Origin of the sequence: Geminicoccus harenae, from assembly GCF_019800005.1 — a bacterium.
GTDB classification, from domain to species: domain Bacteria; phylum Pseudomonadota; class Alphaproteobacteria; order Geminicoccales; family Geminicoccaceae; genus Geminicoccus; species Geminicoccus harenae.
In genome coordinates, this window is record NZ_JABGCL010000003.1 from 109,026 (window position 1) to 131,863 (window position 22,838).

General features: G+C 69.0%; 23 protein-coding genes. 12 read left to right on the forward strand and 11 right to left on the reverse strand.

Going from position 1 to position 22,838, the window contains the following annotated elements:
* Positions 1-84 precede the first annotated feature (84 nt).
* The gene (locus HLA95_RS03195) at positions 85-1,272 is read right to left on the reverse strand and encodes a M24 family metallopeptidase (protein WP_191061189.1); all 1,188 of its coding nucleotides are present in this window, start codon (positions 1,270-1,272) and stop codon (positions 85-87) included.
* A gap of 8 nt (positions 1,273-1,280) precedes the next feature.
* The gene (locus tag HLA95_RS03200) at positions 1,281-2,468 is read right to left on the reverse strand and encodes a M24 family metallopeptidase (RefSeq protein ID WP_222182384.1); all 1,188 of its coding nucleotides are present in this window, start codon (positions 2,466-2,468) and stop codon (positions 1,281-1,283) included.
* 247 nt (positions 2,469-2,715) lie between these two features.
* Between HLA95_RS03200 and ehuB the strand changes: the two genes are divergently transcribed.
* The 6 genes from ehuB to hydA all read left to right on the forward strand — a co-directional run bounded on the left by ehuB (position 2,716) and on the right by hydA (position 8,029).
* On the forward strand, positions 2,716-3,573 hold the full coding sequence (gene ehuB, locus HLA95_RS03205; protein WP_191060300.1) for an ectoine/hydroxyectoine ABC transporter substrate-binding protein EhuB: 858 nt from the start codon (positions 2,716-2,718) through the stop codon (positions 3,571-3,573).
* 46 nt (positions 3,574-3,619) lie between these two features.
* Positions 3,620-4,348, forward strand: a complete 729-nt coding sequence (gene ehuC, locus HLA95_RS03210) for an ectoine/hydroxyectoine ABC transporter permease subunit EhuC (RefSeq protein ID WP_191060299.1) — start codon at positions 3,620-3,622, stop codon at positions 4,346-4,348.
* A gap of 16 nt (positions 4,349-4,364) precedes the next feature.
* Positions 4,365-5,027 carry an ectoine/hydroxyectoine ABC transporter permease subunit EhuD gene (ehuD, locus tag HLA95_RS03215; protein WP_191060298.1) on the forward strand — a complete coding sequence of 221 codons (663 nt, stop codon included), beginning with the start codon at positions 4,365-4,367 and terminating at the stop codon, positions 5,025-5,027.
* Positions 5,027-5,806: an ectoine/hydroxyectoine ABC transporter ATP-binding protein EhuA gene (gene ehuA / locus HLA95_RS03220; RefSeq protein WP_306422233.1), complete on the forward strand. Its 780-nt coding sequence runs from the start codon at positions 5,027-5,029 to the stop codon at positions 5,804-5,806. The genes ehuD and ehuA overlap by 1 nt, the downstream gene beginning before the upstream one ends.
* On the forward strand, positions 5,803-6,498 hold the full coding sequence (locus HLA95_RS03225) for a GntR family transcriptional regulator (protein ID WP_191060297.1): 696 nt from the start codon (positions 5,803-5,805) through the stop codon (positions 6,496-6,498). The genes ehuA and HLA95_RS03225 overlap by 4 nt, the downstream gene beginning before the upstream one ends.
* 70 nt (positions 6,499-6,568) lie before the next feature.
* Positions 6,569-8,029 carry a dihydropyrimidinase gene (gene hydA / locus HLA95_RS03230; RefSeq protein WP_191060296.1) on the forward strand — a complete coding sequence of 487 codons (1,461 nt, stop codon included), beginning with the start codon at positions 6,569-6,571 and terminating at the stop codon, positions 8,027-8,029.
* Between the two features lie 29 nt (positions 8,030-8,058).
* Here hydA and HLA95_RS03235 read toward each other — a convergent pair whose 3' ends face one another.
* Together HLA95_RS03235 and HLA95_RS03240 are read right to left on the reverse strand one after the other, a co-directional pair.
* Positions 8,059-8,484: a hypothetical protein gene (locus HLA95_RS03235; RefSeq protein WP_222182387.1), complete on the reverse strand. Its 426-nt coding sequence runs from the start codon at positions 8,482-8,484 to the stop codon at positions 8,059-8,061.
* Positions 8,484-9,068, reverse strand: a complete 585-nt coding sequence (locus HLA95_RS03240; protein WP_222182389.1) for a bactofilin family protein — start codon at positions 9,066-9,068, stop codon at positions 8,484-8,486. Before HLA95_RS03240 ends, HLA95_RS03235 begins: the two co-directional genes overlap by 1 nt.
* Before the next feature lie 315 nt (positions 9,069-9,383).
* On the opposite strand from HLA95_RS03240, the gene HLA95_RS03245 reads away from it, so the two are divergent.
* The 3 genes from HLA95_RS03245 to HLA95_RS03255 are packed head-to-tail and all read left to right on the forward strand — an operon-like array spanning position 9,384 to position 12,906.
* Positions 9,384-10,391: an adenosine kinase gene (locus tag HLA95_RS03245; protein WP_191062316.1), complete on the forward strand. Its 1,008-nt coding sequence runs from the start codon at positions 9,384-9,386 to the stop codon at positions 10,389-10,391.
* A gap of 30 nt (positions 10,392-10,421) precedes the next feature.
* Positions 10,422-11,279 (forward strand): DMT family transporter, encoded by an 858-nt coding sequence (locus tag HLA95_RS03250; RefSeq protein ID WP_222182391.1) that lies wholly within the window; start codon positions 10,422-10,424, stop codon positions 11,277-11,279.
* Positions 11,280-11,331: 52 nt separating this feature from the next.
* A complete protein-coding gene (locus tag HLA95_RS03255) occupies positions 11,332-12,906 on the forward strand; it encodes a hypothetical protein (RefSeq protein WP_222182393.1) in 1,575 nt (524 codons plus the stop codon).
* 22 nt (positions 12,907-12,928) lie between these two features.
* On the opposite strand, the gene HLA95_RS03260 is transcribed toward HLA95_RS03255, so the two are convergent.
* Positions 12,929-14,218: an O-acetylhomoserine aminocarboxypropyltransferase gene (locus HLA95_RS03260; protein ID WP_191059916.1), complete on the reverse strand. Its 1,290-nt coding sequence runs from the start codon at positions 14,216-14,218 to the stop codon at positions 12,929-12,931.
* 89 nt (positions 14,219-14,307) lie between these two features.
* Between HLA95_RS03260 and HLA95_RS03265 the strand changes: the two genes are divergently transcribed.
* Positions 14,308-15,357, forward strand: a complete 1,050-nt coding sequence (locus HLA95_RS03265; protein WP_191059917.1) for a hypothetical protein — start codon at positions 14,308-14,310, stop codon at positions 15,355-15,357.
* Between the two features lie 36 nt (positions 15,358-15,393).
* Here HLA95_RS03265 and HLA95_RS03270 read toward each other — a convergent pair whose 3' ends face one another.
* Positions 15,394-16,536 (reverse strand): calcium-binding protein, encoded by a 1,143-nt coding sequence (locus HLA95_RS03270; protein WP_191059918.1) that lies wholly within the window; start codon positions 16,534-16,536, stop codon positions 15,394-15,396.
* 282 nt (positions 16,537-16,818) lie between these two features.
* Here HLA95_RS03270 and HLA95_RS03275 point away from each other — a divergent pair, with 282 nt between their 5' ends.
* A complete protein-coding gene (locus HLA95_RS03275; protein WP_191059919.1) occupies positions 16,819-16,983 on the forward strand; it encodes a hypothetical protein in 165 nt (54 codons plus the stop codon).
* Between the two features lie 51 nt (positions 16,984-17,034).
* Here the strand turns inward: HLA95_RS03275 and HLA95_RS03280 are convergent, their stop codons facing one another.
* The 5 genes from HLA95_RS03280 to HLA95_RS03300 form a co-directional block, all read right to left on the reverse strand.
* A complete protein-coding gene (locus HLA95_RS03280; protein WP_191059920.1) occupies positions 17,035-18,177 on the reverse strand; it encodes a calcium-binding protein in 1,143 nt (380 codons plus the stop codon).
* Positions 18,178-18,285: 108 nt separating this feature from the next.
* On the reverse strand, positions 18,286-19,389 hold the full coding sequence (locus tag HLA95_RS03285; protein ID WP_222182395.1) for an NADH:flavin oxidoreductase/NADH oxidase: 1,104 nt from the start codon (positions 19,387-19,389) through the stop codon (positions 18,286-18,288).
* Between the two features lie 504 nt (positions 19,390-19,893).
* The gene (locus HLA95_RS03290) at positions 19,894-20,406 is read right to left on the reverse strand and encodes a CoA-binding protein (RefSeq protein WP_191059789.1); all 513 of its coding nucleotides are present in this window, start codon (positions 20,404-20,406) and stop codon (positions 19,894-19,896) included.
* Positions 20,407-20,447: 41 nt separating this feature from the next.
* Positions 20,448-21,245, reverse strand: a complete 798-nt coding sequence (locus HLA95_RS03295; RefSeq protein WP_191059788.1) for an enoyl-CoA hydratase — start codon at positions 21,243-21,245, stop codon at positions 20,448-20,450.
* A 101-nt stretch (positions 21,246-21,346) separates the two neighbouring features.
* Entirely contained in the window at positions 21,347-22,012 is a 666-nt protein-coding gene (locus HLA95_RS03300) for a TetR/AcrR family transcriptional regulator (RefSeq protein ID WP_191059787.1), read from the reverse strand.
* 82 nt (positions 22,013-22,094) lie between these two features.
* On the opposite strand from HLA95_RS03300, the gene HLA95_RS03305 reads away from it, so the two are divergent.
* Entirely contained in the window at positions 22,095-22,835 is a 741-nt protein-coding gene (locus HLA95_RS03305; protein WP_191059791.1) for an SDR family NAD(P)-dependent oxidoreductase, read from the forward strand.
* Positions 22,836-22,838 lie beyond the last annotated feature (3 nt).

Consider the following 22,838-nt stretch of genomic DNA (forward strand, 5'->3'; position numbering starts at 1 on the left):
GCCGATGCAACGAGGCGGCTGCCCGCGACTTGCTCCTGGCCGCAGGATCGGGGTTCCTATCGAGTTGAGGGAAGCTCCGTCCGGCTACTTCACGAACAGCCGGCGCTCGAAGCTGCAGAAGGTCTCCACGCCGGTCTCGGTGATCCGGATCGGCTCGGAGATCGCGATGCCCCAGTCGTCCAGCCAGATGCCGGGCATGAAGTGGATGGTCATGTTCGGCTGGAGGATCGTGTCGTCGGTGGCGCGCAGCGAGATGGTGCGCTCGCCCCAGTCCGGCGGGTAGTTCAGCCCGATCGAGTAGCCGCAGCGGGAATCCTTCACCAGGCCATGGCGGGCGATGGTGCGGGTCCAGGCGGCATGGACCTCGCGGGAGCCGGCACCCGGCCTCGCCACCTCGAGCGCCGCCTCGATGCCCTCGACCACCACCTTGGCGGCATCCGCCATCTTCTGCGGCGGCTGGCCCAGATAGACGGTGCGGGTCAGCGGCACGTGGTAGCGGTGGCGTACGCCGGCCACCTCGATCGTGGTGCCGGTCTGCGCCTGGAACGGCGCATCCGACCAGGTGAGGTGCGGGCAGGACGTGCCGATCCCGGTCGGCATCAGGGGCACGATCGCCGGATAGTCGCCGCCATACTCGTCCAGGCCGCGCGTGCCGGCCGCCTGGATCTCGGCGGCCACGTCGCACTGGCGCACACCCACCGCCATCTTCTCGATCGCGGTCGCCATGATCTTCTCGGTGATCCGCGCCGCCTCCTGCATCAGCCGGATCTCGGCCTCGGACTTGGTGGCGCGCACCCAGTTCACCAGGCAGTCGGCATCGACGATCTCGGCGTCGGGCAGCTCCCGGACGAGCACCGCCTGGGACCTGGCGGTGAAGTAGTAGCTGTCCCCCTCCACCCCGACCCGGCCTCGGGCGAGGCCACGGTCGCGCAGGTTGCGCGCCAGTTCCTGCATGGGGTGGCTGGTGGTCGACTGCACGAACTCGTCGGCATAGTAGAGGATGTTCTCGCCCGGCAGGATCGTGGTGATCCGCGCCCCGTTGGCGTCCTGGCCGCGGCCGAACCACAAGGGATGCTCCAGGTCCTGCAGGACGATCACCGCCTGGTGGACGTAGAACGACCAGCCATTATAGCCGGTGAGATAGTTCATGTTGGCCGGATCGCTGCAGATCAGCGCATCCAGGCCGGCCTCTTCCATCCTCTTCTTGGTCCTGGCTACGCGGTCCGCGAACTCCGCTTCGCTGAACGGGGTATTGTTCTTGCCGAATTCCATGGTTCGCCCTAGCGGATCGTCACGTCGGTGGGGGTTTGGGTGAGCACTTGTGCACCCTGGTCGCCCAGGAGCACGGTGTTGGAGATGAAATAGTCGCCCTGGCCGGTGCCCATCAGCCAGGACAGGACGTGGAAGCTCATGCCGGTCCGGATCATCAGATCACTGTCCGGGCGCAGGCCCCAGACCTGGTTACCGCCGGTCCAGCTGGGCGGCACGCCGATCCCGACCAGGTAGCCGCAATGGTGGCGCCGGTAGTGGGCGAGCCCGGCCCGGTCCACCACGCCCTGCCAGGCGGCATAGACGTCGCGGGCGAGGATGCCGTCCTTCAGGCTGGCCACCACCGCGGCGAACGCGTCCTGGGCAACCGACGCCATGGCGTGCGCCTCTGGCGGCGCGTGGCCGACATGGATCAGCCGCCCGAGCGGCGCATGGTAGCGCGCGACGCAGCCGGACAGCTCCAGGAACAGAGCATCGCCGACCTCGAGGCGGGCCCGGCTCCATGTGGTATGCTCCTCGCCCAGCCGGCTGGTGGCACGGATGAACGGCCCGAAGCCCGGGTAGGTGCCGCGTTCGGCCATGGTGGCAAGGCAGGCCGCGGCGATCTCGGCTTCGCTGGCGCCGCTCCGGGTCGCCTGGATCGCCGCCATGGCCGCGGCATCGCTGACGGCGGCGGCCTGGCGCAGGCAGGCCTGCTCGGCCGGGCTCTTGACCATCCGGATCGCGTCCACGACGCCGCTGGCATCCACCCAGGCTTCTGCGGCGCACGCCGCCTGGAGTGCCAGGCCCAGCGCCATCGGCAGGCCGCTGCTCCGGGGCTCGAACCCCACCCGGCGCAGCCGCCTGCCCGCCAGCTCCCGGCAGGCGGCATCGGCGACCGTCTCGTGGTCGGGATGGCCGGCGAAGCGGGCATGGCGGACCTGGGCCGCCACCGTGACCCGCTCCATCGCCCGGGTGATCAGCACCAGCTCGCCATTCATCGGCAGGACCAGGAGGTGCGGCGCGAAATAGCCCCAGTGGTCGAGCCCGGTCAGGTAGCAGATGTTTTCCGGTGCGGAGACGAGGAGCAGGTCCAGCTCCTGCCGGGCCATGGCCGAGCGGACCTTGGTCACCCGTGCCGCGTACTCCCCCGCAGAAAAGGGCAGGTCCGCCGGCGGGGCAGCGTCGTCCTTGGCGGAATGGCTCGACCAGTGCTGCACGGCAATCATCCCGGCCCGACGCACGTATACATGCTCGGCTCAGTCTGCGCCGGGCAATCGGTGCTCATCAAGATGGATTCGTGACTTCTCCCTACAGATGTACACAACTCTTGAAACCCATGGTGCGATGGGGCAGGCTTTGACGATATTGGAGTTCGCCATCCACCGAACCTGCACGCGGGCATCCGGCCGGCGTGCAGGTTCATCGGCGTGCGACGCCCATCGACCTGCAACGGAAGGACGATCCATGCTCGCGTCTATGCTTTCCCGCCGCGCCCTCGCCAGCCTCCTGGCCGCCGCCGCCCTGGTCTCGGCCGGCGCCGCCCATGCCCAGTCGACGCTCGAGGCCGCCAGGGAGGCCGGCTTCATCCGGGTGGGCTTCGCCAACGAGGCGCCGTTCGGCTTCGCCACCCCGGATGGCAAGCTCACCGGCGAATCGCCGGAGGTCGTGCGCGCGGTCATGAAGAAGCTGGGCGTGGCCGAGATCGACGGCGTGCTCACCGAGTTCGGCTCGCTGATCCCGGGCCTGCAGGCCGGGCGGTTCGACATCGTGGCGGCCGGCATGTTCGTGAACCCGGCCCGCTGCGGCCAGGTCCTGTTCTCCGAGCCCACCTACGGCATCGGCCAGGCCCTGCTGGTCCAGGAAGGCAACCCCAAGGGGATCAACGATTATTCCAGCATCGCCGACAACTCCGACCTGAAGCTCGCGGTGATGGCCGGTGCCGTCGAGGCCGGCTACGCCGCCGATGCCGGAATCGGCCAGTCCCAGCTGGTACTCCTGCCCGACCAGTCCAGCCTGGTCGCCGCGGTCAAGGCCGGCCGCGCCGATGCGGCGGCACTCACCGCTTTGTCGATTGGGGAGATGGCCGCCAAGAACGAGGGTGTGGAGTCGACCAAGCCGTTCGGCGAGGTGGCCGGCAAGTCCGTCACCGGCCATGGCGCGGTGGCGTTCCGCAAGGACGACACCGAGCTGCAGCAGGCCTTCAACGCTGAATTGAAGAACTTCCTGGGCTCGGAGGAGCATCTGGCCCTGGTCGAGCCGTTCGGCTTCGGCAAGGACTTCCTGCCGACCATGACCACCGCCGAACTCTGCGCCGAGGAGTGATCTTGCGGTCGTCCGATCTCCCCCTTCCACCCCGCGAGGGCCGGACATGGTGATGCGCAAGCTCGTGGTGGTGGCGGTCGTGAGCTTCTCGGCCGGCCTGGCCGTGGCGTCCTTCGCGGGGTTCCGGGAGTTCATCCCGGGCCTCCTCGAAGGAGCCCTGGTGACGATCCAGATCACCCTGGCAGGGGCGGTGGTCGCGGTGATCTGCGCCACGGTGGCGGGTCTCGCCAAGATGTACGCACCCTGGCCGCTGCGCTGGCTGGCGGTCGTCTATATCGAGCTGTTCCGCGGGACTTCCGCCCTGGTCCAGCTGTTCTGGCTGTTCTTCGTGCTGCCGCTGTTCGGCGTCACCCTGGCGCCGATGACCGTGGCGATCGCAGCGCTCGGCCTGAACATCGGCGCCTATGGCGCGGAGGTGGTGCGCGGTGCCGTGGCCGCCGTGCCGCGGGGCCAGTGGGAAGCCACCACGGCGCTGAACATGAGCCGGACCCAGGCGCTGCGCCGGATCATCCTGCCCCAGGCCTTCGTCGCGATGATCCCGCCCTGGGGCAATCTCTTCATCGAGCTCTTGAAGTCGACCGCACTGGTCTCGCTGATCACCATCTCGGACCTGGCCTTCCGCGCCCAGCAGATGAACCAGACCACGTTCCGCACGCTGGAAATCTTCACCATCGTGCTGGTGATCTACCTGGCCATCGCCTCGATCATCACCGTCGGCATGAGGGCGCTGGAGCAGAAGGCGGTCGGCGCCATGGTCCGCGGCCGCGGCCACTAGGGGAGGGCCAAGAACCATGCTCTGGGACTGGAGCTATGCCTTCGAGATCCTGCCGATCCTGGCGCAGGCCTCGCTGGTGACCATCCAGGCGACCCTTTTGGGCTTCGTGCTGGCCCTGGTCCTGGGCCTCGTCTTCGCGCTCCTGCGGATGGCGAAGTCCCCCTGGATCGCGTTGCCGGTCGCCACCTTGGTCGAATTCATCCGCTCCACGCCGCTCCTGATCCAGATCTTCTTCCTCTACTTCGTCTTCCCCGAGTTCGGCGTGTCGCTCGACGCGTTCACCGCCGGTGTCATCGCGCTCGGCCTGCATTACGGCACCTACTGTGCCGAGGTGTACCGGGCCGGGCTGGACAACGTGCCGCGCGGCCAGTGGGAGGCATCCACGGCGCTGAATCTCAGCCCCTTCCACACCTTCCGTGACATCATCATCCCGCAGGCGATCCCGCCGGTGGTGCCGGCGCTCGGCAATTATTTCGTGGCCCTGTTCAAGGAAACGCCGCTGCTTTCGGCGATCGCGGTGCTGGAGCTGATGCAGCAGGCCAAGATCCTGGGCTCGACCACCTTCCGCTATATCGAGCCGATCACGCTGGTCGGCCTGTTCTTCCTCCTGTTCAGCCTCGTGGCCTCTGCCCTGATCCGCATGGTGGAGCGCCGCCTCAACCGCATCGGAGCACGCTGATGACCGTCCAGCCGATGGTGAAGTTCGACGGTGTGACCAAGCGCTACGGCGCGCTCACCGTGCTGGACAGCCTGGACCTGGAGATCATGCCCGGCGAGAAGGTCGCGGTCATCGGCCCGTCGGGCTCCGGCAAGACCACCGTGCTGCGCATGCTGATGACGCTGGAAAAGATCAATGACGGGGTGATCTGGGTCGACGGCGAGCCGCTCACCCACATGCACAAGGACGGACGGCTGGTGCTGGCCGACGCCGCCCATCTGCGCCGGATGCGCGGCAAGATCGGCATGGTCTTCCAGCACTTCAACCTGTTCCCGCACATGAGCGCGCTCAAGAACTGCATGGAAGCACCGGTCACCGTGCTCAAGCTCTCCAAGGAGGAGGCGCGGGCGCGCGCCGTCGAGCTGCTGGAGATGGTGGGGCTGGCCGACAAGCTCGACCATTACCCTGCCCAGCTCTCCGGCGGTCAGCAGCAGCGGGTCGCGATCGCGCGTGCGCTTGCCATGCGGCCCAAGGTCATGCTGTTCGATGAAGTGACCTCGGCACTCGACCCGGAGCTGGTCGGCGAGGTCCTGAACGTCATCCGGCGCTTGGGCTCGGAACTCGATCTCACCATGCTGATGGTCACCCACCAGATGGGCTTCGCCCGCGAGTTCGCCGACCGGGTCTGCTTCTTCTATGGCGGCAAGATCGCCGAGCAGGGCCCGCCCGAGCAGATCTTCGGCCAGGCCCAGAACGAGCGGACCCGGCAGTTCCTGAGCGCCTGCCTGGAAGCGATATGACCCCCTCTGCGACCGGGGCCGATCCTCCCGCCACGGCCCGCGAGCGCTCGGACCGGATCTACGGCATCCTGCGCGACCGGATCTGCATGCTGGCCTATCCGCCGGGGATGCGCCTGTCGGAGGAGGAGCTGGCGGAGGAGTTCAACGTCAGCCGCACCCCGGTCCGCCGGGTCCTGACCCGGCTGGAGAACGAGGGCCTGGTCAGCATCGTTCATGGCGTCGGCACGCTGGTCACCGATGTCGAGCTGGACGAGCTGGCCCAGGTCTATCACCTGCGCCTGGAACTCGCGGCACTGATGGGTCGCCTGTCGCCGGTCCAGCCGGACGCGGCGGCAGTGGAACGGATCGAGGCCCTGATCGAGCGCTGCGACGAGCAGTCCGCGGGCGGGCTCGACCACATGGCGTTCGCCCGCCTCAACATGGCCTTCTTCGCCGAGATCATCGCCATGATCGGCAACCAGCCGCTGCGCGAGATCAGCGAGCGCCTCTACTACCAGACGTCCCGCATCGTCCTGAAGCTCCTGCCGACCATGAACCTGCAGGAGGAGTTCTCCGCGTTCCGCCAGGAGATGGTCGAGATCCTGGCGGCGGTGCGGCTGGGCGACATCGTGTCGGTGGGCCATCTGCGCCGCGTCCATATCTCGATGAGCTTCCAGCGCATGCTCCGCCGGGCAGGCGCCGCCCACCGCTGAGCGGGCGTGGACAGAACGGGCGCGGCGTCCGATCATCCCGGCACCACGACATCCTGGGGGAGAAGGTCCGATGGCGCTGTTGATCCGTGGCGGCACCGTGGTCAACGCCGACCGCAGCTTCCGCGCCGACGTGCTGGTGGATGGCGGCCTGATCCAGGCCGTGGGCGAGAAGCTCGACGCACCCACGGGGGCCGAGGTGATCGACGCCGGCGGCGCCTATGTGATGCCGGGCGGCATCGACCCGCACACCCATCTGGAGATGCCCTTCATGGGCACGGTGGCGGTCGAGGACTTCTTCTCCGGCACGGCCTCGGCGCTGGCCGGCGGCACCACCATGCTGATCGACTTCTGCATCCCCGGGCCCGGGCGCAGCCTGACCGACGGGCTGGACGACTGGCAGTCTTGGGCGAAGAAGGCCTGTGCCGACTATTCCTTCCATGTCGCCATCACCGAATGGACCGAGCGCACCGCCCAGCAGATGGCCGAGGTGGTCGACCGCGGCGTGACCAGCTTCAAGCACTTCATGGCGTACAAGGGCGCCCTGATGGTCGACGACGAGATCCTGTTCCACAGCTTCTCGCGCTGCCGCGACCTGGGTGCTCTGCCGATGGTCCATGCCGAGAACGGCGACGCCGTCTTCCTCCTCCAGCAGCAGCTCCTGGACCGCGGCATCACCGGCCCGGAAGGCCATGCGCTGTCCCGCCCGCCCCATGTCGAGGCCGAAGCCGCCAACCGCGCCATCATGATCGCCCAGACCGTGGGCTCGCCGCTCTATATCGTCCACACGTCCTGCCGCGAGGCGCATGAGGCGATCGCCCGCGCCCGCGCGTCCGGCCTGCGCATCTATGGCGAGCCGCTGATCCAGCACCTGGTCCTGGACGAGAGCGTCTACTGGTCGACCGACTGGGAGTTCGCCGCATCCCGAGTGATGAGCCCGCCCTTCCGCTCCAAGGAGCACCAGAAGTCGCTCTGGGACGGGCTGGTCGCCGGCTCGCTCCATGTGGTCGCCACCGACCACGCCGCCTTCACCCTCCAGCAGAAGAAGATGGGCCTGGACAACTTCACCCTGATCCCGAACGGCACGGGCGGGCTGGAGGAGCGCCTCAAATGCCTGTGGCATTTCGGGGTGAACACCGGGCGGCTGACCCCCAACGAGTTCGTGGCCGCGGGCTCGGCCAACTGCGCGCAGATCTTCGGCCTCTACCCGCGCAAGGGCGTGATCCAGGCCGGCTCGGACGCCGACCTGGTGGTCTGGGACCCCAGGGCCAGCGGCACCATCTCGGTCAAGACCCATCACTCCAAGATGGACACCAACGTGTTCGAGGGGATCCGGGTGGAGGGCCTGCCGGCGATCACGATCGCCAATGGCAAGGTGGTCTGGCGCAACGGCCAGCTCGACGTGCAGCGCGGTGCCGGAAGGATGATCGAGCGCAAGCCCGGCAGTGCCGTCACCGAGGCGCAGGCCAAGGTCAACGAGCGCACCCGCCCGCAGGGCGTGCGCCGCACGGTGAGCGCCCAGCAGACGCCCTGACCTTCAGGGCTTCGTACGGGCCGAACCGTTCAGAGATTGCTCGCCAGCTGCGCCTCCGGGGCGTGGCGGGCGCGCTGGGGATCTAGGTCGGTGCAGGCCGGGGCCAGAATCGGGGCCGGCCCGGTGTCGAGCTGCCGCTCGACCGCGGCATGGCGCACCACCATGCCCTCCTCGGTCGTGATCAGGAACACCTCGACCGCGCAGCCATCCAGGTGGAAGCGCCACCACTGCGCTGGGCCGGCGTTCATCACCATCTCCGGCTTGCCGAACATGGCGTCGAGCTGGCGGGCATTCATGCCCACCAGGTCGAGCCGGCGCGGCAGGGCATCCGCCGCGATGACGGACGCCGGCTCGGCCGGCGCCATGGCCGCCGGCGGCGGGGGCACGCTGCAGCCCGTCACCAGGACGAGCAGGCCCGCCACCGCCAGGCGGGAAAAGCTGGACTGCCGCTGCATCAGCTGGCGACTGCCTCCTGGACCGGCTGCGCCTGGGTCTGTCCCTGGCCCTGGGACGGGGCCTGGGCCTGCTCCGGCCGCCCTTCGATCATGCTGACCGAGCCGGACAGGAGCCCGCCGCGCTCGATCTCGATCTCGCCATAGCGGACATTGCCCTTCACCTTGCCCGAGGCGCGGATCAAGAGCCGCTTGCGCACGGTGAGCTCGCCCTCGTACACGCCGCTGATCTCGGCCTCCTCGACCTCGCAGCCGCCGATGAACCGACCGGATGCGGCGATCTCCAGCGCCCTGGTCTCGTTCAGCGTGACCTCGCAGAACCCCTCCACGACCAGCCGGTCGCAGGCGGTGATCTCGCCGGCCAGCCGGATCCCCTGGCCGACGATCAGCCGCTTGCCGGCCACGTCGTCGACCATCGCGGCACCGGGCCTGGGTGCCATCACGCTGGCCGCGGTCGGTGCCGGCGCCTCCTCGCGCTTGGGCACGGCCGGCATCATGGGCGGGCGCTGTTCCAGCGAGGGGCGGGCGGCGGGCGCGGGCTCCAGCTTCTCGGGACGAGGCGGCTCGTTGTCTTTCCTGCGGAACATGCGGTCACCGTCGGCTTGGGGTTCGTCGGAAGGGCTCCGACCTCCACAGAAGCGTCCCACGGCCGCGAGGCCGCGGATACGAGTCCGGCTCTAGCACTCGTGCCCGGCGGGTAGAACCCGGCACGTCCCGCACCCGGACGAACGCGACAAGGATGCCGTTTCCGGTAGGCCCGGCAAAGATGCCCGCCGGTGCCGGCGCCAGCCGATCAACCACACGTTGCATAAGCGACACAAAATCGCGTGCTCATGCCCGCCGTTGCCCGCTCCGGTGACATCGCTATGGTCCGGCCGCAGCACCATTGGAGTTTCCCGAACATGCCGGCAGCCGCTTCCTTGCCCGACCAGCTCGACGTCGTGGGCCTAGGCAATGCCATCGTCGACGTCGTGGCCGATGCGGACGAGGCGCAGCTCGCGAGCCTGGGCCTCGTGAAGGGGGCGATGACCCTGGTCGATGCCGAGCGCTCCGAGTTCCTTTATGCCCATATGGGGCAGGGGGTGGAGCAGTCCGGCGGCTCCTGCGCCAACAGCATGGCGGCACTGGCCGCCCTCGGCGCCGATGTCGGCTATGTCGGCCGGGTCAAGCAGGACCAGCTCGGCAGCATCTTCGCCCACGACATCCGCGCCACCGGGGTGATCTTCCCCAACCATCCGGCCACCGACGGCCCGGCCACCGCGCGCTGCCTGGTCTTCGTCACGCCCGACGCCCAGCGCACCATGCAGACCTATCTGGGCGCCTGCGTGATGCTGGACGAGAGCGATGTCGACGAGGATCTCGTGGCCCGCGCCAAGGTCACCTATCTGGAAGGCTATCTCTGGGACCGTGATGGCGCCAAGGCCGCCTGCCTGAAGGCGGCGGGGATCGCGCAGGCGAACGGCCGCAAGCTGGCGCTGACCCTGTCCGACAGCTTCTGCGTCGACCGCTGGCGCGCCGAGTTCCGCGACCTGGTGCGCGACCGGGTCGACATCCTGTTCGCCAACGAGAGCGAGATCACCAGCCTGTACGAGACCGACAGCTTCGACGAGGCGATGGCGGCGGTCCGCCGCGAGGTGGATCTGGCCATACTGACCCGCGGGCCCGCGGGCTCGGTGATTGTGGCCGGCGACGAGGCGCACCCCGTCGAGGTGGTGCGCCCGGCCCAGCTCCTCGACACGACCGGGGCGGGCGACCTCTACGCCGCGGGCTTCCTCTACGGCTACACCCACGACTTCCCGCTCGCCGCCGCCGGCCGCCTGGGCAGTGCCTGCGCCGCCGCGGTGATCGAGCAGTATGGTGCCCGGGTGCGCCGCCCGTTGCGCGAGCTGATCCGGGCCGCGATGGGCTGAGCCCGCCCGGCAACTGACCGGCCAGCGCCGATGCCGCCCTCCAGCCGGCTGGCCGGGATCGGCTGGGCGCTGTCCGGCGTCCTGGTGTTCACGATCATCTTCGCCGCCGGCAAGCTCACCGGCGGCGAAGTGCCGCTCGCCCAGCTCGTGACGCTGCGCCTGCTGGCGGCCTTGCCGGTCCTGGCGGTCTGGCGCCTGGCCGCGGGCAAGCGGATCCCGCTCTTCACCCGCGCACCCGGCTGGAGCGTCCTGCGGGTGCTGGCCGGCTATGGCGGGCTGATCTGCGCGCTGGAGGCGGGCGTGCGCCTGCCGCTGGCGCAGGCCAGCACGCTGGGCCTCCTGGAGGGCGTGCTCGCGGTCCTGTTCGGCGCCCTCCTGCTCCACGAGCAGGTGAGCCGCCGCCACACGCTCGCGGCCGCGGTAGGCCTCGTCGGCGCGGTGCTGGCCGCGGAGCCCTGGCAGGTCGACTGGCAGGCCTCGATCGGCGTGCCGATCGCCCTCGGCAGTGCCGTCCTGTTCGCCCTGGAGGCGGTGGTCATCAAGAAGCTGGTCGAGCTGGACGAGGCATGGACGGTGATCTTCACCGTCCACGTGCTGGGCCTCCTCATCCTGGCAGTGCCGGCCGCACTCACCTGGCGCGCCCTGGACTGGCCGACCACCCTGTTCGTCCTGAGCCTGGGGCCACTCGGCATCATCGGCCAGTTCATGAACGTGCGCGCCTGGCGGGCCCTGCCGGTCTCGGTGATCGGCCCGCTCACCTATAGCTGGGTGCTGTTCGCCGGCCTGCTGGGCTTCGTCATGTTCGGCGAGCTGCCGGGCCTTTGGACCCTGGCGGGGGCTGCCTGCATCCTGACCGGCGGCGTGCTGCTCGCCCGCGACGGGCGCTGAGCCAGCCGGCACGGCCCGCGCTGGACCGGCGCCGCAACCGCCATCATGCTGCGTGCGCCCGCACGGTGCGCGGCATCCGGAGGCGGCCATCGCCCAGATCGTGAACCATCCGGCCCATGCGGGCTGGCAGGCGCTGCAGCGGTTCCGGGCCACCGGTGCCGCCGAGGCGCTGGTCGAGGCCGCCTGCAGCGTGATCGAGGGCAGGCAGGCCGCGGCACCGGTGCAGGCGGCCCTGGCCGAGCGCACCGATGACCTCGTGCTCGGTGATGCCTATGCCGACACGCTGCTGGCCCGGCTGCTGCTGGAGGAGCGGGCCGACGACGACGGCGCGGATGCGCCCTACGCCCTGCCCGACCAGGGCGAGCCCGGGCGCTGCCATCCCTTCGTGCCGGCCGCCCTGGCCGACAGCCTGTTCCAGAACCTGGCCGATGCCGAGCACCCTGCGGTCGTGATCGCCGGCTGGCTGCAGGTGATCTTCCCGACGGCTTCGGTCGAGCCACGCTGGACCCACCATCTCAAGGAGATCCCCGATCACGCCAGCGCGCTCGTCCAGGACGTGGTCCGGCGCATCTGTGCCGCACCCGGCGGAGGTGGGGAGGAAGTCGCCGAGCTGGTCCTGATCGCCGCCGCCCTCCTGGAGCCCTCGGCACGCGATCGCCTCCCGAGGGCGCCAGCGGCGGTCGCCCGGCTCGACAATGTCTGGCGCGAGGAACTGCCGCAGGCGATCAACGCCTGGGCCTGGAGCGACGACGCGTTCGCCGGCTTCCTGCCGGTGCTGGAAGCCCTGCTGGCGCTGCCGATGGAAGGCGAGCCCGAGGACGGCTCCGGCCTGATCCACGCCCGCCCGAACCTCCTGCTCGAGATAGCGAACATGGTGAGCCGCTACGATATGGACCGCGGTCCGCGGGTCATCGAGAACTGGCCGCCGGACCAGCCGCTGCCCGTGAACTTCATGTCCGAGAAATACCCGGGCAGCGGATACGAAGTCATGTCGATCGACCCGGCGCCGGAGCAACTCGCGGTGCGCCCGGCGATCCTGGCCGCGGCCAAGCGCTTCTCCGCCGTGGTCGCCGATGCCCACCACCTGGCCTGCCCGCTGCCGCGCCACCTGATGCGCGGCCTTGCCGCCGACCTGCGCCGATTCGATGCGAGCCCCCGTGACGTGGGCTGGCTGTTCCTCCTGGCGGATCAGATGGTCCCGGACTGGGACTTCAACTGGCTGGGTGATACCACCGACTGGCCAGACGACGCGATCGACTGGCCCTTCTTTGATCGGCACCGCCACCCCGCCACCACCCGCGCCCCGATGCTGGGCGACACCATCGACGAGATCCGTGCGCTCGGCCTGGACGCGCTGGCGGACGCATTGACGGTCTGGCTGCTGGGCACCCAGGTCCTGTTCTGGGAGGGTGACCTGGGCCTCCCGCCGGCGCGGGTGCGGTCGCTCGTCCTGGCGATCACCACCCGCGAGACGACGATGCGCGCAGCACTGGACCGGGTGGTGGCGGCCTGCGCCGAGGCCGCCGGGCGCGGTGCCCGCCACGCCGCGGTCTATGCCCGGCTCCTGCAGAGCCTGATCACCCCGCCCAGGCGATCCAGCCTGGTGGCACTGGCCGGCCCCCGCTGACGGCAGCAGGGGCCATGCCCTGTCAGCGCATCGCCTGCTTCAGCGCCTGGTCGAGGTCCGCGATGATGTCGGACGCCGTCTCGATGCCGACCGACAGCCGCACCACGTCCGGGCCGGCACCGGCCGCCACCTGCTTCTCCGGGGGGAGCTGGCGGTGCGTGGTCGACGCCGGGTGGATGATCAGCGAACGGGTGTCGCCGATATTGGCCACGTGGCTCAGCAGCTCGCAGCTGTCGACCACCTTCACGCCCATCTCGTAGCCGCCCGTGACCCCGAAGGTGAAGACCGAGCCCACGCCGTTCGGGCAGTACTTGTCCAGCAGCGGGGTGCGGTTCTTCTCCAGCCGCGCATAGGACACCCAGGACACCGCCGGATGCCCTTCCAGGAAGGCCGCGACCTTGTCGGCATTCTCCGCATGGCGCTGCATGCGCAGGGGCAGGGTCTCGATACCGTTCAGGATCAGGAAGGCATTGAACGGCGACATGGCCGGGCCCATGTCGCGCAGCCCGATCGCCTTGTTGCGCACGGTCAGCGCGAAGGTGCCGAAGGTCTCGTAGAAGCTGAGGCCGTGATAGGCCGCCGTCGGCTTGGTCATGAGCGGGAACTTGTCGTTCTGCGCCCAGTCGAACCGGCCGCCCTCGACGATGCCGCCGCCCACCGAGTTGCCCTGGCCGCCCAGATATTTGGTCAGCGAGTGGACGACGATGTCCGCCCCCCATTTCAGCGGATTGCAGAAGTAGGGGCTGGGCAGGGTGTTGTCGACGATCAGCGGGATGCCCGCCGCATGCGCGATCTCGGCGATCGCCTCGATGTCGGCGACGATCCCGTCCGGGTTCGACACGCTCTCGATGAACAGCGCCTTGGTCTTCGGCGTGATCGCCGCCTTGAAGTTGCTGGGCTCGCGCGGGTCGACGAAGCTCACATGCCAGTCGAACTGCGGGAAGGTGCCGCTCATCTGCGCGATCGAACCGCCATAAAGGCGGTTCGACGAGACCACATGGTCACCCGGCGAGAGCAGGTTCAGGAATGTCAGGAACTGCGCGGCATGGCCCGACGCGGTGGCGCAGGCGGCCGTGCCGCCCTCCAGGGCCGCGAGGCGCTCCTCCAGCACCGACACGGTCGGGTTGGTCAGCCGGCTGTAGATGTTGCCGAACTTCTGGAGGTTGAACAGCGCCGCCGCGTGGTCGACATCGTCGAACACGTAGGAGGTGGTCTGATAGATCGGCACCGCCCGCGCACCCGTGGTCGGGTCGGGGGCCGCTCCCGCATGCACCGCCAGCGTCTCGAACCCGTAGCCCGTCTCTTCCGCCATCGACTGTCTCCCATCCGGCACGTGACGCGGTGCTGCATGAGAAGCCCATAACTTTCAAGCTCCGCCGGTTTCCGGCATGGTCCGCACCCATGAAGCTCGCGCGACGCTCCCTCCTGGCCGCCCTGCCCGGCCTCCTGTCCGCCTGCGCCTCGATCGGGCCCCTGACCATCGTGCGCGACCAGCGCGACTACACCGAAGCCATCGCCGATGCCGCCAAGCGCCAGGTGCTGGGCGCGGTGGTGCGCCTGCGCTACGGCGACCATGTCAGCTTCCTGGACATCGGCTCGGTCGTGGCCGGCTACCAGTTCGAGACCGGGATCGGCACCGGCACCTCGCTCACCAGCGGCCTGGATCTCGGCGAGAACGTCCGGCTCTCGGTGGATGGCCGCTATGTCGACCGGCCCACCATCACCTGGCAGCCGGTGGCCGGCGCCGCCTTGTCCGAGCGGCTCCTGCAGCCCTTGCCGCCGGGCGTGATCGCGGTGCTGGGCCTTACCGGCTACCCGCCCGAGATGGTGTTCGGCCTGACGGTGGCCTCGATGAACGGCCTGTCGAACGGCTCGACCCGGCCCGGCGAATCGATCCCGGCGCATCCGCGCTGGGAGATCGTGATCGACCGGTTCCGCGTGCTGCGCACCACGGGCGTGCTGGGCATCCGCACCGAGCGCGACGGGCTGGGCCGGCCGCGCTTCGTGCTGGTCGACGAGAGCCGCGGCACCGACCGCCGCGTCCAGGACATCCGGATCCTGCTGGGCCTGGACCCGGAGGAGAACGAGTTCCCGCTGGTCTACGGATCGGGGGCCGGCAACGGCCACGAGATCCGGATGATCACCCGCCCGCTCCTGGAGGTGCTGCTCGAGGTGGCCGGGCGCATCAAGGTGCCCGCTGTCGACGTCGAGTCCGGCCGCACGCCCGCCACCGTCACCGACGTGCCGAGCCAGCCGGTCCTGCGCATCGAGGCGGCCGAGGAGCGGCCGGACGGCGCTTATGTCGAGGTCGACTATGGCGATGGCTGGTTCTGGATCGACGATCGCGACTATGCCAGCAAGCGCACCTTCACCTTGCTGATGCTGCTCGTCTCCCTGGCCCAGACCGATTCCGACCGCCAGCAGCCGCTGCTGACCATCCCGACCGGGTGAGGGCGCAGCGGCGCGGGCAGGCGCGGGCGGCCCTGGCTAGCTGCCGATGTCCTCCATGCGCAGCTCCGTCACGCCCATCAGGGTGATGTCGCCCAGGCCGAACATGCGCGGGTCGAGGTGATGCAGCTGCCCGGTGTGGATGACCAGCGCCTGGGCCGTCCGGTCGCCGAGCGTGGCCGTGGCGACTTCGAAGCCGATGTCGCCGGCATCCAGGGCGCCATCCTGGTTGCTGTCCAGCATGTCCGCCGTGATCGCCAGGAAGAAGTCGCTCTCCGGGTCGGGGCCCCGGTTATCCGTCCAGCTGATCGAGAGCTGGTCCTCGCCGCTCACGAAGTCGGCGATGATCGGGTTCAGGTGATTGCCCTGCTCCGGGTCAAGGCCGGGGTTCCCCGGCACCTCGAACTCGATCCGGAAGCTGTCGGCGCCGGTGCCGCCCCACATCCGGTCGGTCTGGCCATCCGTGCGGAGCTGGCCGAGCCCGGTCACGGTGAGGACATCGTCGCCGGCTCCGCCGATCATCACGTTGTCGCCGGACCTGCCGTAGAGCTGGTCGTTGCCATCCCCGCCATCCAGGCGATCATTGCCTTCGCCGCCCTGGAGGAAATCGTCGCCGGCTTGGCCGTAATAGGAGTTGTGCCCGCCGCCGCCGACGATGACGTCGTGCCCGTTGCCCCCGAAGACCAGGTTGTGGCTGCCCGGAACCGGCTGCCCAGCCCAGCTGGCGGACATGCCGCGGAAGTGGTCGTCACCGTCGCCGCAGTCGATGAAGTTCACGCCACCGCCGTCGTCGATATGGTCGTCACCGCTGCCGGCATAGACGATGTCGTTGCCCAGGCCGGCGAAGACGTTGTCGTCGCCGCTTCCGCCCGAGATGAAGTCGTCGCCCATCCCCCCGAAGAGCTGATCTTCGTCGGCTCCGCCATAGAGCCGGTCATCACCGTCACCGCCGCTCAGATGGTCGGCATCCTCGTCGCCGTGGATGACGTCGTTGCCGGCCCCGCCCTCGATGAGGTCGAGGCCGCGCCCGCCGAAGACGAGGTCGTGGCCGGGGCCGAGGTCGATCTGGTCGTCGCCCCCAAAGGCATGAACAATGTCATGACCGGCTAGGCCTGAAATCCGGTCCCCGCCGCTGCTGCCATGGAGAATATCGTTTCCGATCGTGCCAGTCCGGGTTACCATATTATCCATCCCTGAATTATATCATCATTTTGTAGTTGCCTGAGCGGATCGTGTCAAAGGGGTCATGATTTCCGCCTTGCTGGTCCGACGGATGGTCAGCATTCGGTGGCACGCTCCCTTCAGCGCGCCGCCAGGCAGCGGCCCGGCGCCGGTCGATCTGCACCACGTCGAGTTGCAGGCACATGACGTCGGCAAAGGGACCGCAAGCCCGGGCCTGCTCCTGGAGCTTCCTTACCGCTCAGGTCGCCTTGTCACGCAGGGGCGGGAACAAGCCCGGCACCGATGCCGCCGCGGCGCTGGCAGGTCGACTATGGCGATGGCTGGTTCTGGATCGACGGCCGCGATCATGCCAGCAAGCGGACCTTCAACTTGCTGACGCTGTTCGTTCCCCTGACCCAGGCTGATTACGAGCGCCGGCAGCCGCTGCCGACCATTCCGACCGGATGAGGCATGGCCCGGGCAAGGCAGGTGGCAGTCACCTCTGCCACCTGCGCCCGCTCAGCGGACGATGTCCTCCATGCGCAGCTCCGTCACCCCCATCAGGGTGATGTCACCCAGGCCGAACATGCGCGGGTTGAGGTGATGCAACTGCTCGGTATGGATGACCAGTGCCTGCTCCGTCCGGTCGCCGAGCGTGGCCGTGGTGAGCTCGAAGCCGATGTCGTCGGCATCCAGGGCGCCGTCCTTGTTGCTGTCCAGCATGTTCGCGGTGACGGGCATGAAGAAGTTGTCGCCCGGGTCGGAGCTGCGGCTGTCACTCCAGCTGATCCACAGCTTGTCCTCGCCACTCACGAAGTCGGCGATGATCGGGTTCAGGTGGTTGCCCTGATCCAGGCTGCCGTGAAAACCATGGATTACCTGGAACTCGATCCGAAAATTGTCCGCGCCGGATCCACCCCATAGGCGATCGCTCTGTCCCTGTTCACGAAGCTGCCCATGCCCGTTCACGGTAAGCGCATCGTCGCCAGCACCACCGATCATGACATTGTCGCCCGCGTCACCGTAGAGCTGATCGTTGCCTTCCCCACCGTCGAGCCGGTCATTGCCGGCGCCACCTTGCAGGAAGTCGCCGCCGGCCTCGCCATAGAAGCTGTTGTGCCCGCCGCCTCCGAAGATGCCGTCACCCCCATTGCCGCCATGGACGACGTAGTGGATGCCCGGGACCGGCTGTGCGCCCCATGCCTCGGAGAGCCCGCTGAATCGGTCGTTGCCGTCACCGCAGTCGATGAAGCTCACCCCGCCCAGCTGGTCGATGAAGTCGTTGCCGCTGCCGCCATAGATGATGTCGTCCCCCAGACCGGCGAAGATGTCGTCATGGCCGGCGCCGCCCGAAAGGAAGTCGTTGCCCATGCGCCCGAACAACTGGTCGTCGCCGGCCCCGCCATAGAGGCGGTCGTCACCGTCGGCACCGGTCAGCCGGTCGGCATCCTCGTTGCCGTGGATGACGTCGTTGCCGGTCCCGCCCTCGATGATGTCGCGGCCGCGCCCGCCGTAGGCGAGATCATGGCCGGGGCCCAGCTCGATCCGGTCGTTGCCTGCGAACCCATGGACGATGTCATGGCCGGCCAGGGCCAGGAGCTGGTCGTCACCCGTCGTGCCGAGAAGAAGATCATTGCCGATCGTGCCGGTCCGGGCTGCCACTTCCTGTCTCCCTGCTGCGCCCTCCGGAAGTAGTTGTCTGACCAAATTGTGTCAAAATCTTCATCGAGAAGGGGCTATACGCTCGGCGGTATGGAAACCGGCAGCCGCTCAGTGCCCGATGTCGAACAGGTCGCGATGCTGCCGCGGCCGTGATGCCAGGTACTGGGCAGGTGCCGTGACCTGCCCGCCGAGATGGGCAGCCGCGTGCCAGGGCCAGCGCGGGTCGTAGAGGATCGTGCGCGCGAGCGCGATCAGGTCGGCATCGCCGGTGGCGACGATGGCCTCGGCCTGGTCGAACTCGGTGATCAGCCCGACCGCGACCACCGGCATCCTGATCGCTGCCTTCACCGCCCGGGCGAGCGGCACCTGGTAGCTCGGCCCCACCGGGATCCGCTGGGCCGGGTCCAGCCCGCCGCTCGACACATGGATGGCGCCGCAGCCGCGTGCCTCCAGCGCCTGGGCGAACGCGATGGTCTGGTCGATGTCCCAGCCGCCATCCACCCAGTCCGAGCCGGACACGCGCATCGTGACCCCGCGATCGGCGGGGAATGCGGCGCGCACCGCTTCGAACACTTCCAGCGGAAAGCGCATGCGGTTCTCCAGGCTGCCGCCATACGCGTCGTCGCGGCGATTGGAGAGCGGCGAAAGAAACTCGTGCAGCAGGTAGCCATGCGCGCCGTGAATCTGGATGGCCTCGATGCCCAGCCGCGCGGCCCGTCGCGCCGCCGCCACGAACGCATCCCGCACCCGCGCCAGGCCGTCCCGGTCGAGCGCCGCCGGCGGGTGCTCGCCCGCCTCATAAGGGACCGCGGACGGCGCCACCGTCTGCCAGCCATTCGCCTGGCCGGGCGGGATCTGCGCGCCGCCCTGCCACGGTACTTCGGTCGAGGCCTTACGGCCGGCATGGGCCAGCTGGATGGCGACCGGCATCTCGGACCAGCGCCGCACGCTCTCCAGCGTGCGCGCGATCGCCGCCTCGGTCCCGTCGTCCCAGAGCCCGACATCGGCATAGGTGATCCGCCCTTCGGGCAGGACGGCGGTCGCCTCGATGGTCAGGAGCGCCGCGCCGGAAAGCGCCAGATGGCCCAGATGAATGAGGTGCCAGTCGGTCATGCAGCCATCGACGGCCGAATACTGGCACATCGGCGCGATGACGATCCGGTTGGCCAGCTCGAGATTGCCGACCCGGATCGGCGTGAACAGCGTGCTCATGCCGGGTGCTCCTGCCATGGCCGCCAGGGACGAGCCGGCGGTCCCGCCGCTCCAGCCTGACGAGCGTTGGAATGCGTTCCGACGAGGATCCAGGACGCCGAAGGCGGGCTGCCCCGTTCAGACCAGAGCAACGCATGCCTGCGGCAGCAGTTCCGGCATGGTCATGCGCAAGCCATGACCGGCCTGCATGCCCAGCCGGGCGATGCAGGTGCCCGACCGGGCCACGCCGGCACCTCGGCTGCCTGAGGGACAGGATCAGCGGCCGCCCGGCTATACGGCGCGAACGCAAGTAAGCAGGCTTGGGCTGGCGCGCCGCGGCTCCCGGTCGCCCGGAGGCCGCAGGAACGACGGCCTTCCATGCCAGGTCGTCCGATGCGATGATGGCAGGCTGTTCCGGATGAAGGGGCCGGCAACCTGCACGGAACTGATTTTCTGCGAAACGAACCCGAGGACCCGGCCTGTTTCAACGACTTGAACAGTTTCGACAGCCGGGATCCGGCCGGATCAGGGCCTGGCCCGGAACTTCGAGAGCTGCATGGCCTGGCCCTTCTTGGACGAGATCATGCCGCGGTTGACCCCCATCCAGCCGATCTCACCGAACAGCCGGCCGTACTCGATCTTGGGGCAGCGATCCATCACCACGGTGAGGCCGGCGGCCTCCGCCTTGGCCGCGGCCTCCTCGTGGCGCACGCCGAGCTGCATCCACACCACCTTGGCGCCGATCCGGACCGCCTCGTCCACGATGGGCGGCGCGTCCTCGGAGCGGCGGAAGATGTCGACCATGTCCGGCACGAGCGGCAGGGACTGGAGGTCCGGGTAGACCGTCTCGCCCAAGAGGGTCTGGCCGGCATAGCGCGGGTTGACCGGGATCACCCGGAAGCCTTTGCCCTGCAGATAGAGCATGGCGAAGTAGGACGGCCGCATCTCGTTCATCGATGCGCCGACCATGGCGATGGTCTTCACCTCCTTCAGGATCCGGCGGAGGTCGGCATCGGCGTAGCGCAAGGGGGCGGTCATGGAGGTCCAGGCGGCTGGGAAGGGCAGGGTGAGGGGGCAGATCAGCCGTTCGGCCAGACCGGCTTGCGCTTCTCAGTGAATGCGGCGACCCCCTCGCCGAAGTCGGGGCCGGCCGCGTTCTTGACGATCACTTCCGTGGCGTGCCGGTAGGCCTCCTCCAGCCCCAGGCCTGCCCCCTCGTGGAAGGCCCGCTTGCCGAGTGCGATCACGTCGAACGGCTTGTCCGCGATCCGGGCCGCGAGGCTGCGCACCGCCCCGTCCAGCTTCGCCTTCGCCACCACCCGGTTCACCAGGCCCAGGCGCAGCGCCTCGGCGGCATCGATGAAGTCGCCGGTGAACAGCATCTCCAGGGCGGCCTTCTGCGGCACGGCCCGGCGCAGCGCCACGGCCGGCGTCGCGCAGAACAGGCCGTACTTCACCCCGGACGTGGCAAAGCGGCTTTCCTCGGTGCAGACCGCGAGATCGCAGGCGGCGACGAGCTGGCAGCCGGCCGCCGTCGCGATCCCGTCCACCCGCGCCACCACCGGCTGCGGCAGGCGGGCCAGCTTCACCATCACCCGGGAGCAGTGGCTGAACAGCTCGGTGAGCGCTGCCTCGCTGCGGTCGGCCGCCAGCTCCTTCATGTCGTGCCCGGCCGAGAAGGCGGCCCCATGCCCGGTCAGCACCACGACCCGCACGGTGCGATCCTCGGCGATCTGGTCGAGCTGTGCCTCCAGCTCGGCCAGGACCGGCCGGGACAGGGCGTTGAAGGCTTTTGGCCGGTTGAGGGTGAGCGTGGCGACCCCGTCCCGGTCGTCCCGCAGGATCAGTGGCTCGTTCTGGATGCTGGTGCCGGACATGGCGGACTGGTCCCGGAAGCGCGGATGCGGCCCGTGAAGGGCTGGCTGGAACCCTCCATATAGTGTCGGACCGGGCTCTCCCACCCCCTGATGGCAGGGGATCAGATGCCGCCCCCGTCCCGGGTATGGGCGTCCCAGCCCAGCATCGCGATCCCGGCCACGGCCTCCAGCTCGCCGCGGCCAGCACCGTCGCGGGCCAGGATCGACATGCCGCTCTGGACGGTCTGGACGAAGCGGGCCAGTGCCTGGACGTCGGTGGAGGCCGGAAGCTCACCCTCGGCAACCGCCTGGTCCAGGCGTGCCTCCAGGCGGTCGAGCATGGCGGCCCGCGCCCGGCGCATCCGCGCGTCGAGTTCGGCATGACCCTCGCCGTCGACCGACGAGAGCGTCACCATGCAGCCCGGCGGGTTGCCGTCGCACGTGTTGGTCAGCGCCGCGGCGGAATCCAGCAGCAGGCATTCGACCGCCTGCCGCGCCGTCGCTGCGGCATCGTACCTGCCCCAGACCAGCTCGCTGTAATGGTCGGCGTAATAGCGCAGCGCCTCGAGATAGAGCGCCTCCTTCGAGTCGAAGGCGGCGTACAGGCTGGGCGAGCCGATCCCCATGGCCTCGGTCAGGTCGGCGATCGAGGTCGCCTCGTAGCCCTTGAGCCAGAACAGGCGGGTGGCCTTCGCCAGGGCCGCCTCGCGGTCGAAGGCACGGGGCCGCCCGCGCGGGCGGGCCGCTGCCGTTTCGTCGGCTGACACGATCTGCCCCGATTTCTGCATCGGTCACTACATTATATCCCTTGATCGGCCTCCTCAACGCTCCTAGCTATTTATGTATCAACCGATACAGAAAGATCGAGCCATGAGTGAACTGACTGGCAAGCGCGCCCTCGTCACGGGCGGCTCGCGCGGCATCGGCGCCAGCATCGCGCTGGCGCTGGCCGAGAAGGGCGCGGATGTGGCCATCACCTTCGAGCGCTCGGCCGATCGTGCCGCCGCGGTCGTCCGGGAGATCGAGGGCAAGGGGCGTAAGGGGCTCGCGATTCAGGCCGACATTGCCGATCCCGCGGCCGTGAAGCGCTCGGTCGAGGAGGCGGTCGAAGGGCTGGGTGGCCTCGACATCCTGGTCAACAATGCCGGCATCGCCCATCATGGTCCGTTCACGGACATCAGCCTCGCCGAGATCGACGCCCTCCTGCACGTCAACGTGCGAGGACCCGTGCTGGCCGCGCAGGCGGCCATCCCGCACCTGAAGCAAGGGGGGCGTGTCATCTCCATCGGATCGGGCCTGGGCGAGCGCGTCCCGTTCCCGAACGTGACGGTGTACTCGCTGACCAAGTCGGCGCTCCTCTCTCTGACGCGGGGCCTGGCCCGCGAGCTGGGGCCGCGCGACATCACCGTGAACCTGGTTCAGCCGGGTTCCACCGACACCGACATGAACCCGGCCAATGGCGATCAGGCCGAAGGCCAGCGCGCCCTGACCGCGCTTGGTCGCTACGGCACGCCGGACGACGTGGCGGCCGCCGTGGCCTTCCTGGCCAGCCCCGCGGCACGGCAGATCACCGGGACCGTCGTCACGGTGGATGGCGGCGCCATCGCCTGAACC

Coding starts and splice junctions, on each gene's coding strand:
- HLA95_RS03285 (WP_222182395.1), bottom strand. CDS start 19,389: ATGAGCACGCTGTTCACGCCGATCCGGGTCGGCAATCTCGAGCTGGCC.
- ehuC (WP_191060299.1), top strand. CDS start 3,620: ATGGTGATGCGCAAGCTCGTGGTGGTGGCGGTCGTGAGCTTCTCGGCC.
- HLA95_RS03260 (WP_191059916.1), bottom strand. CDS start 14,218: ATGGCGGAAGAGACGGGCTACGGGTTCGAGACGCTGGCGGTGCATGCG.
- HLA95_RS03300 (WP_191059787.1), bottom strand. CDS start 22,012: ATGCAGAAATCGGGGCAGATCGTGTCAGCCGACGAAACGGCAGCGGCC.
- HLA95_RS03235 (WP_222182387.1), bottom strand. CDS start 8,484: ATGCAGCGGCAGTCCAGCTTTTCCCGCCTGGCGGTGGCGGGCCTGCTC.
- HLA95_RS03195 (WP_191061189.1), bottom strand. CDS start 1,272: ATGGAATTCGGCAAGAACAATACCCCGTTCAGCGAAGCGGAGTTCGCG.
- HLA95_RS03295 (WP_191059788.1), bottom strand. CDS start 21,245: ATGTCCGGCACCAGCATCCAGAACGAGCCACTGATCCTGCGGGACGAC.
- HLA95_RS03250 (WP_222182391.1), top strand. CDS start 10,422: ATGCCGCCCTCCAGCCGGCTGGCCGGGATCGGCTGGGCGCTGTCCGGC.
- HLA95_RS03225 (WP_191060297.1), top strand. CDS start 5,803: ATGACCCCCTCTGCGACCGGGGCCGATCCTCCCGCCACGGCCCGCGAG.
- HLA95_RS03240 (WP_222182389.1), bottom strand. CDS start 9,068: ATGTTCCGCAGGAAAGACAACGAGCCGCCTCGTCCCGAGAAGCTGGAG.
- ehuB (WP_191060300.1), top strand. CDS start 2,716: ATGCTCGCGTCTATGCTTTCCCGCCGCGCCCTCGCCAGCCTCCTGGCC.
- ehuA (WP_306422233.1), top strand. CDS start 5,027: ATGACCGTCCAGCCGATGGTGAAGTTCGACGGTGTGACCAAGCGCTAC.
- HLA95_RS03305 (WP_191059791.1), top strand. CDS start 22,095: ATGAGTGAACTGACTGGCAAGCGCGCCCTCGTCACGGGCGGCTCGCGC.
- ehuD (WP_191060298.1), top strand. CDS start 4,365: ATGCTCTGGGACTGGAGCTATGCCTTCGAGATCCTGCCGATCCTGGCG.
- HLA95_RS03290 (WP_191059789.1), bottom strand. CDS start 20,406: ATGACCGCCCCCTTGCGCTACGCCGATGCCGACCTCCGCCGGATCCTG.
- HLA95_RS03245 (WP_191062316.1), top strand. CDS start 9,384: ATGCCGGCAGCCGCTTCCTTGCCCGACCAGCTCGACGTCGTGGGCCTA.
- hydA (WP_191060296.1), top strand. CDS start 6,569: ATGGCGCTGTTGATCCGTGGCGGCACCGTGGTCAACGCCGACCGCAGC.
- HLA95_RS03265 (WP_191059917.1), top strand. CDS start 14,308: ATGAAGCTCGCGCGACGCTCCCTCCTGGCCGCCCTGCCCGGCCTCCTG.
- HLA95_RS03270 (WP_191059918.1), bottom strand. CDS start 16,536: ATGGTAACCCGGACTGGCACGATCGGAAACGATATTCTCCATGGCAGC.
- HLA95_RS03275 (WP_191059919.1), top strand. CDS start 16,819: ATGCCGCCGCGGCGCTGGCAGGTCGACTATGGCGATGGCTGGTTCTGG.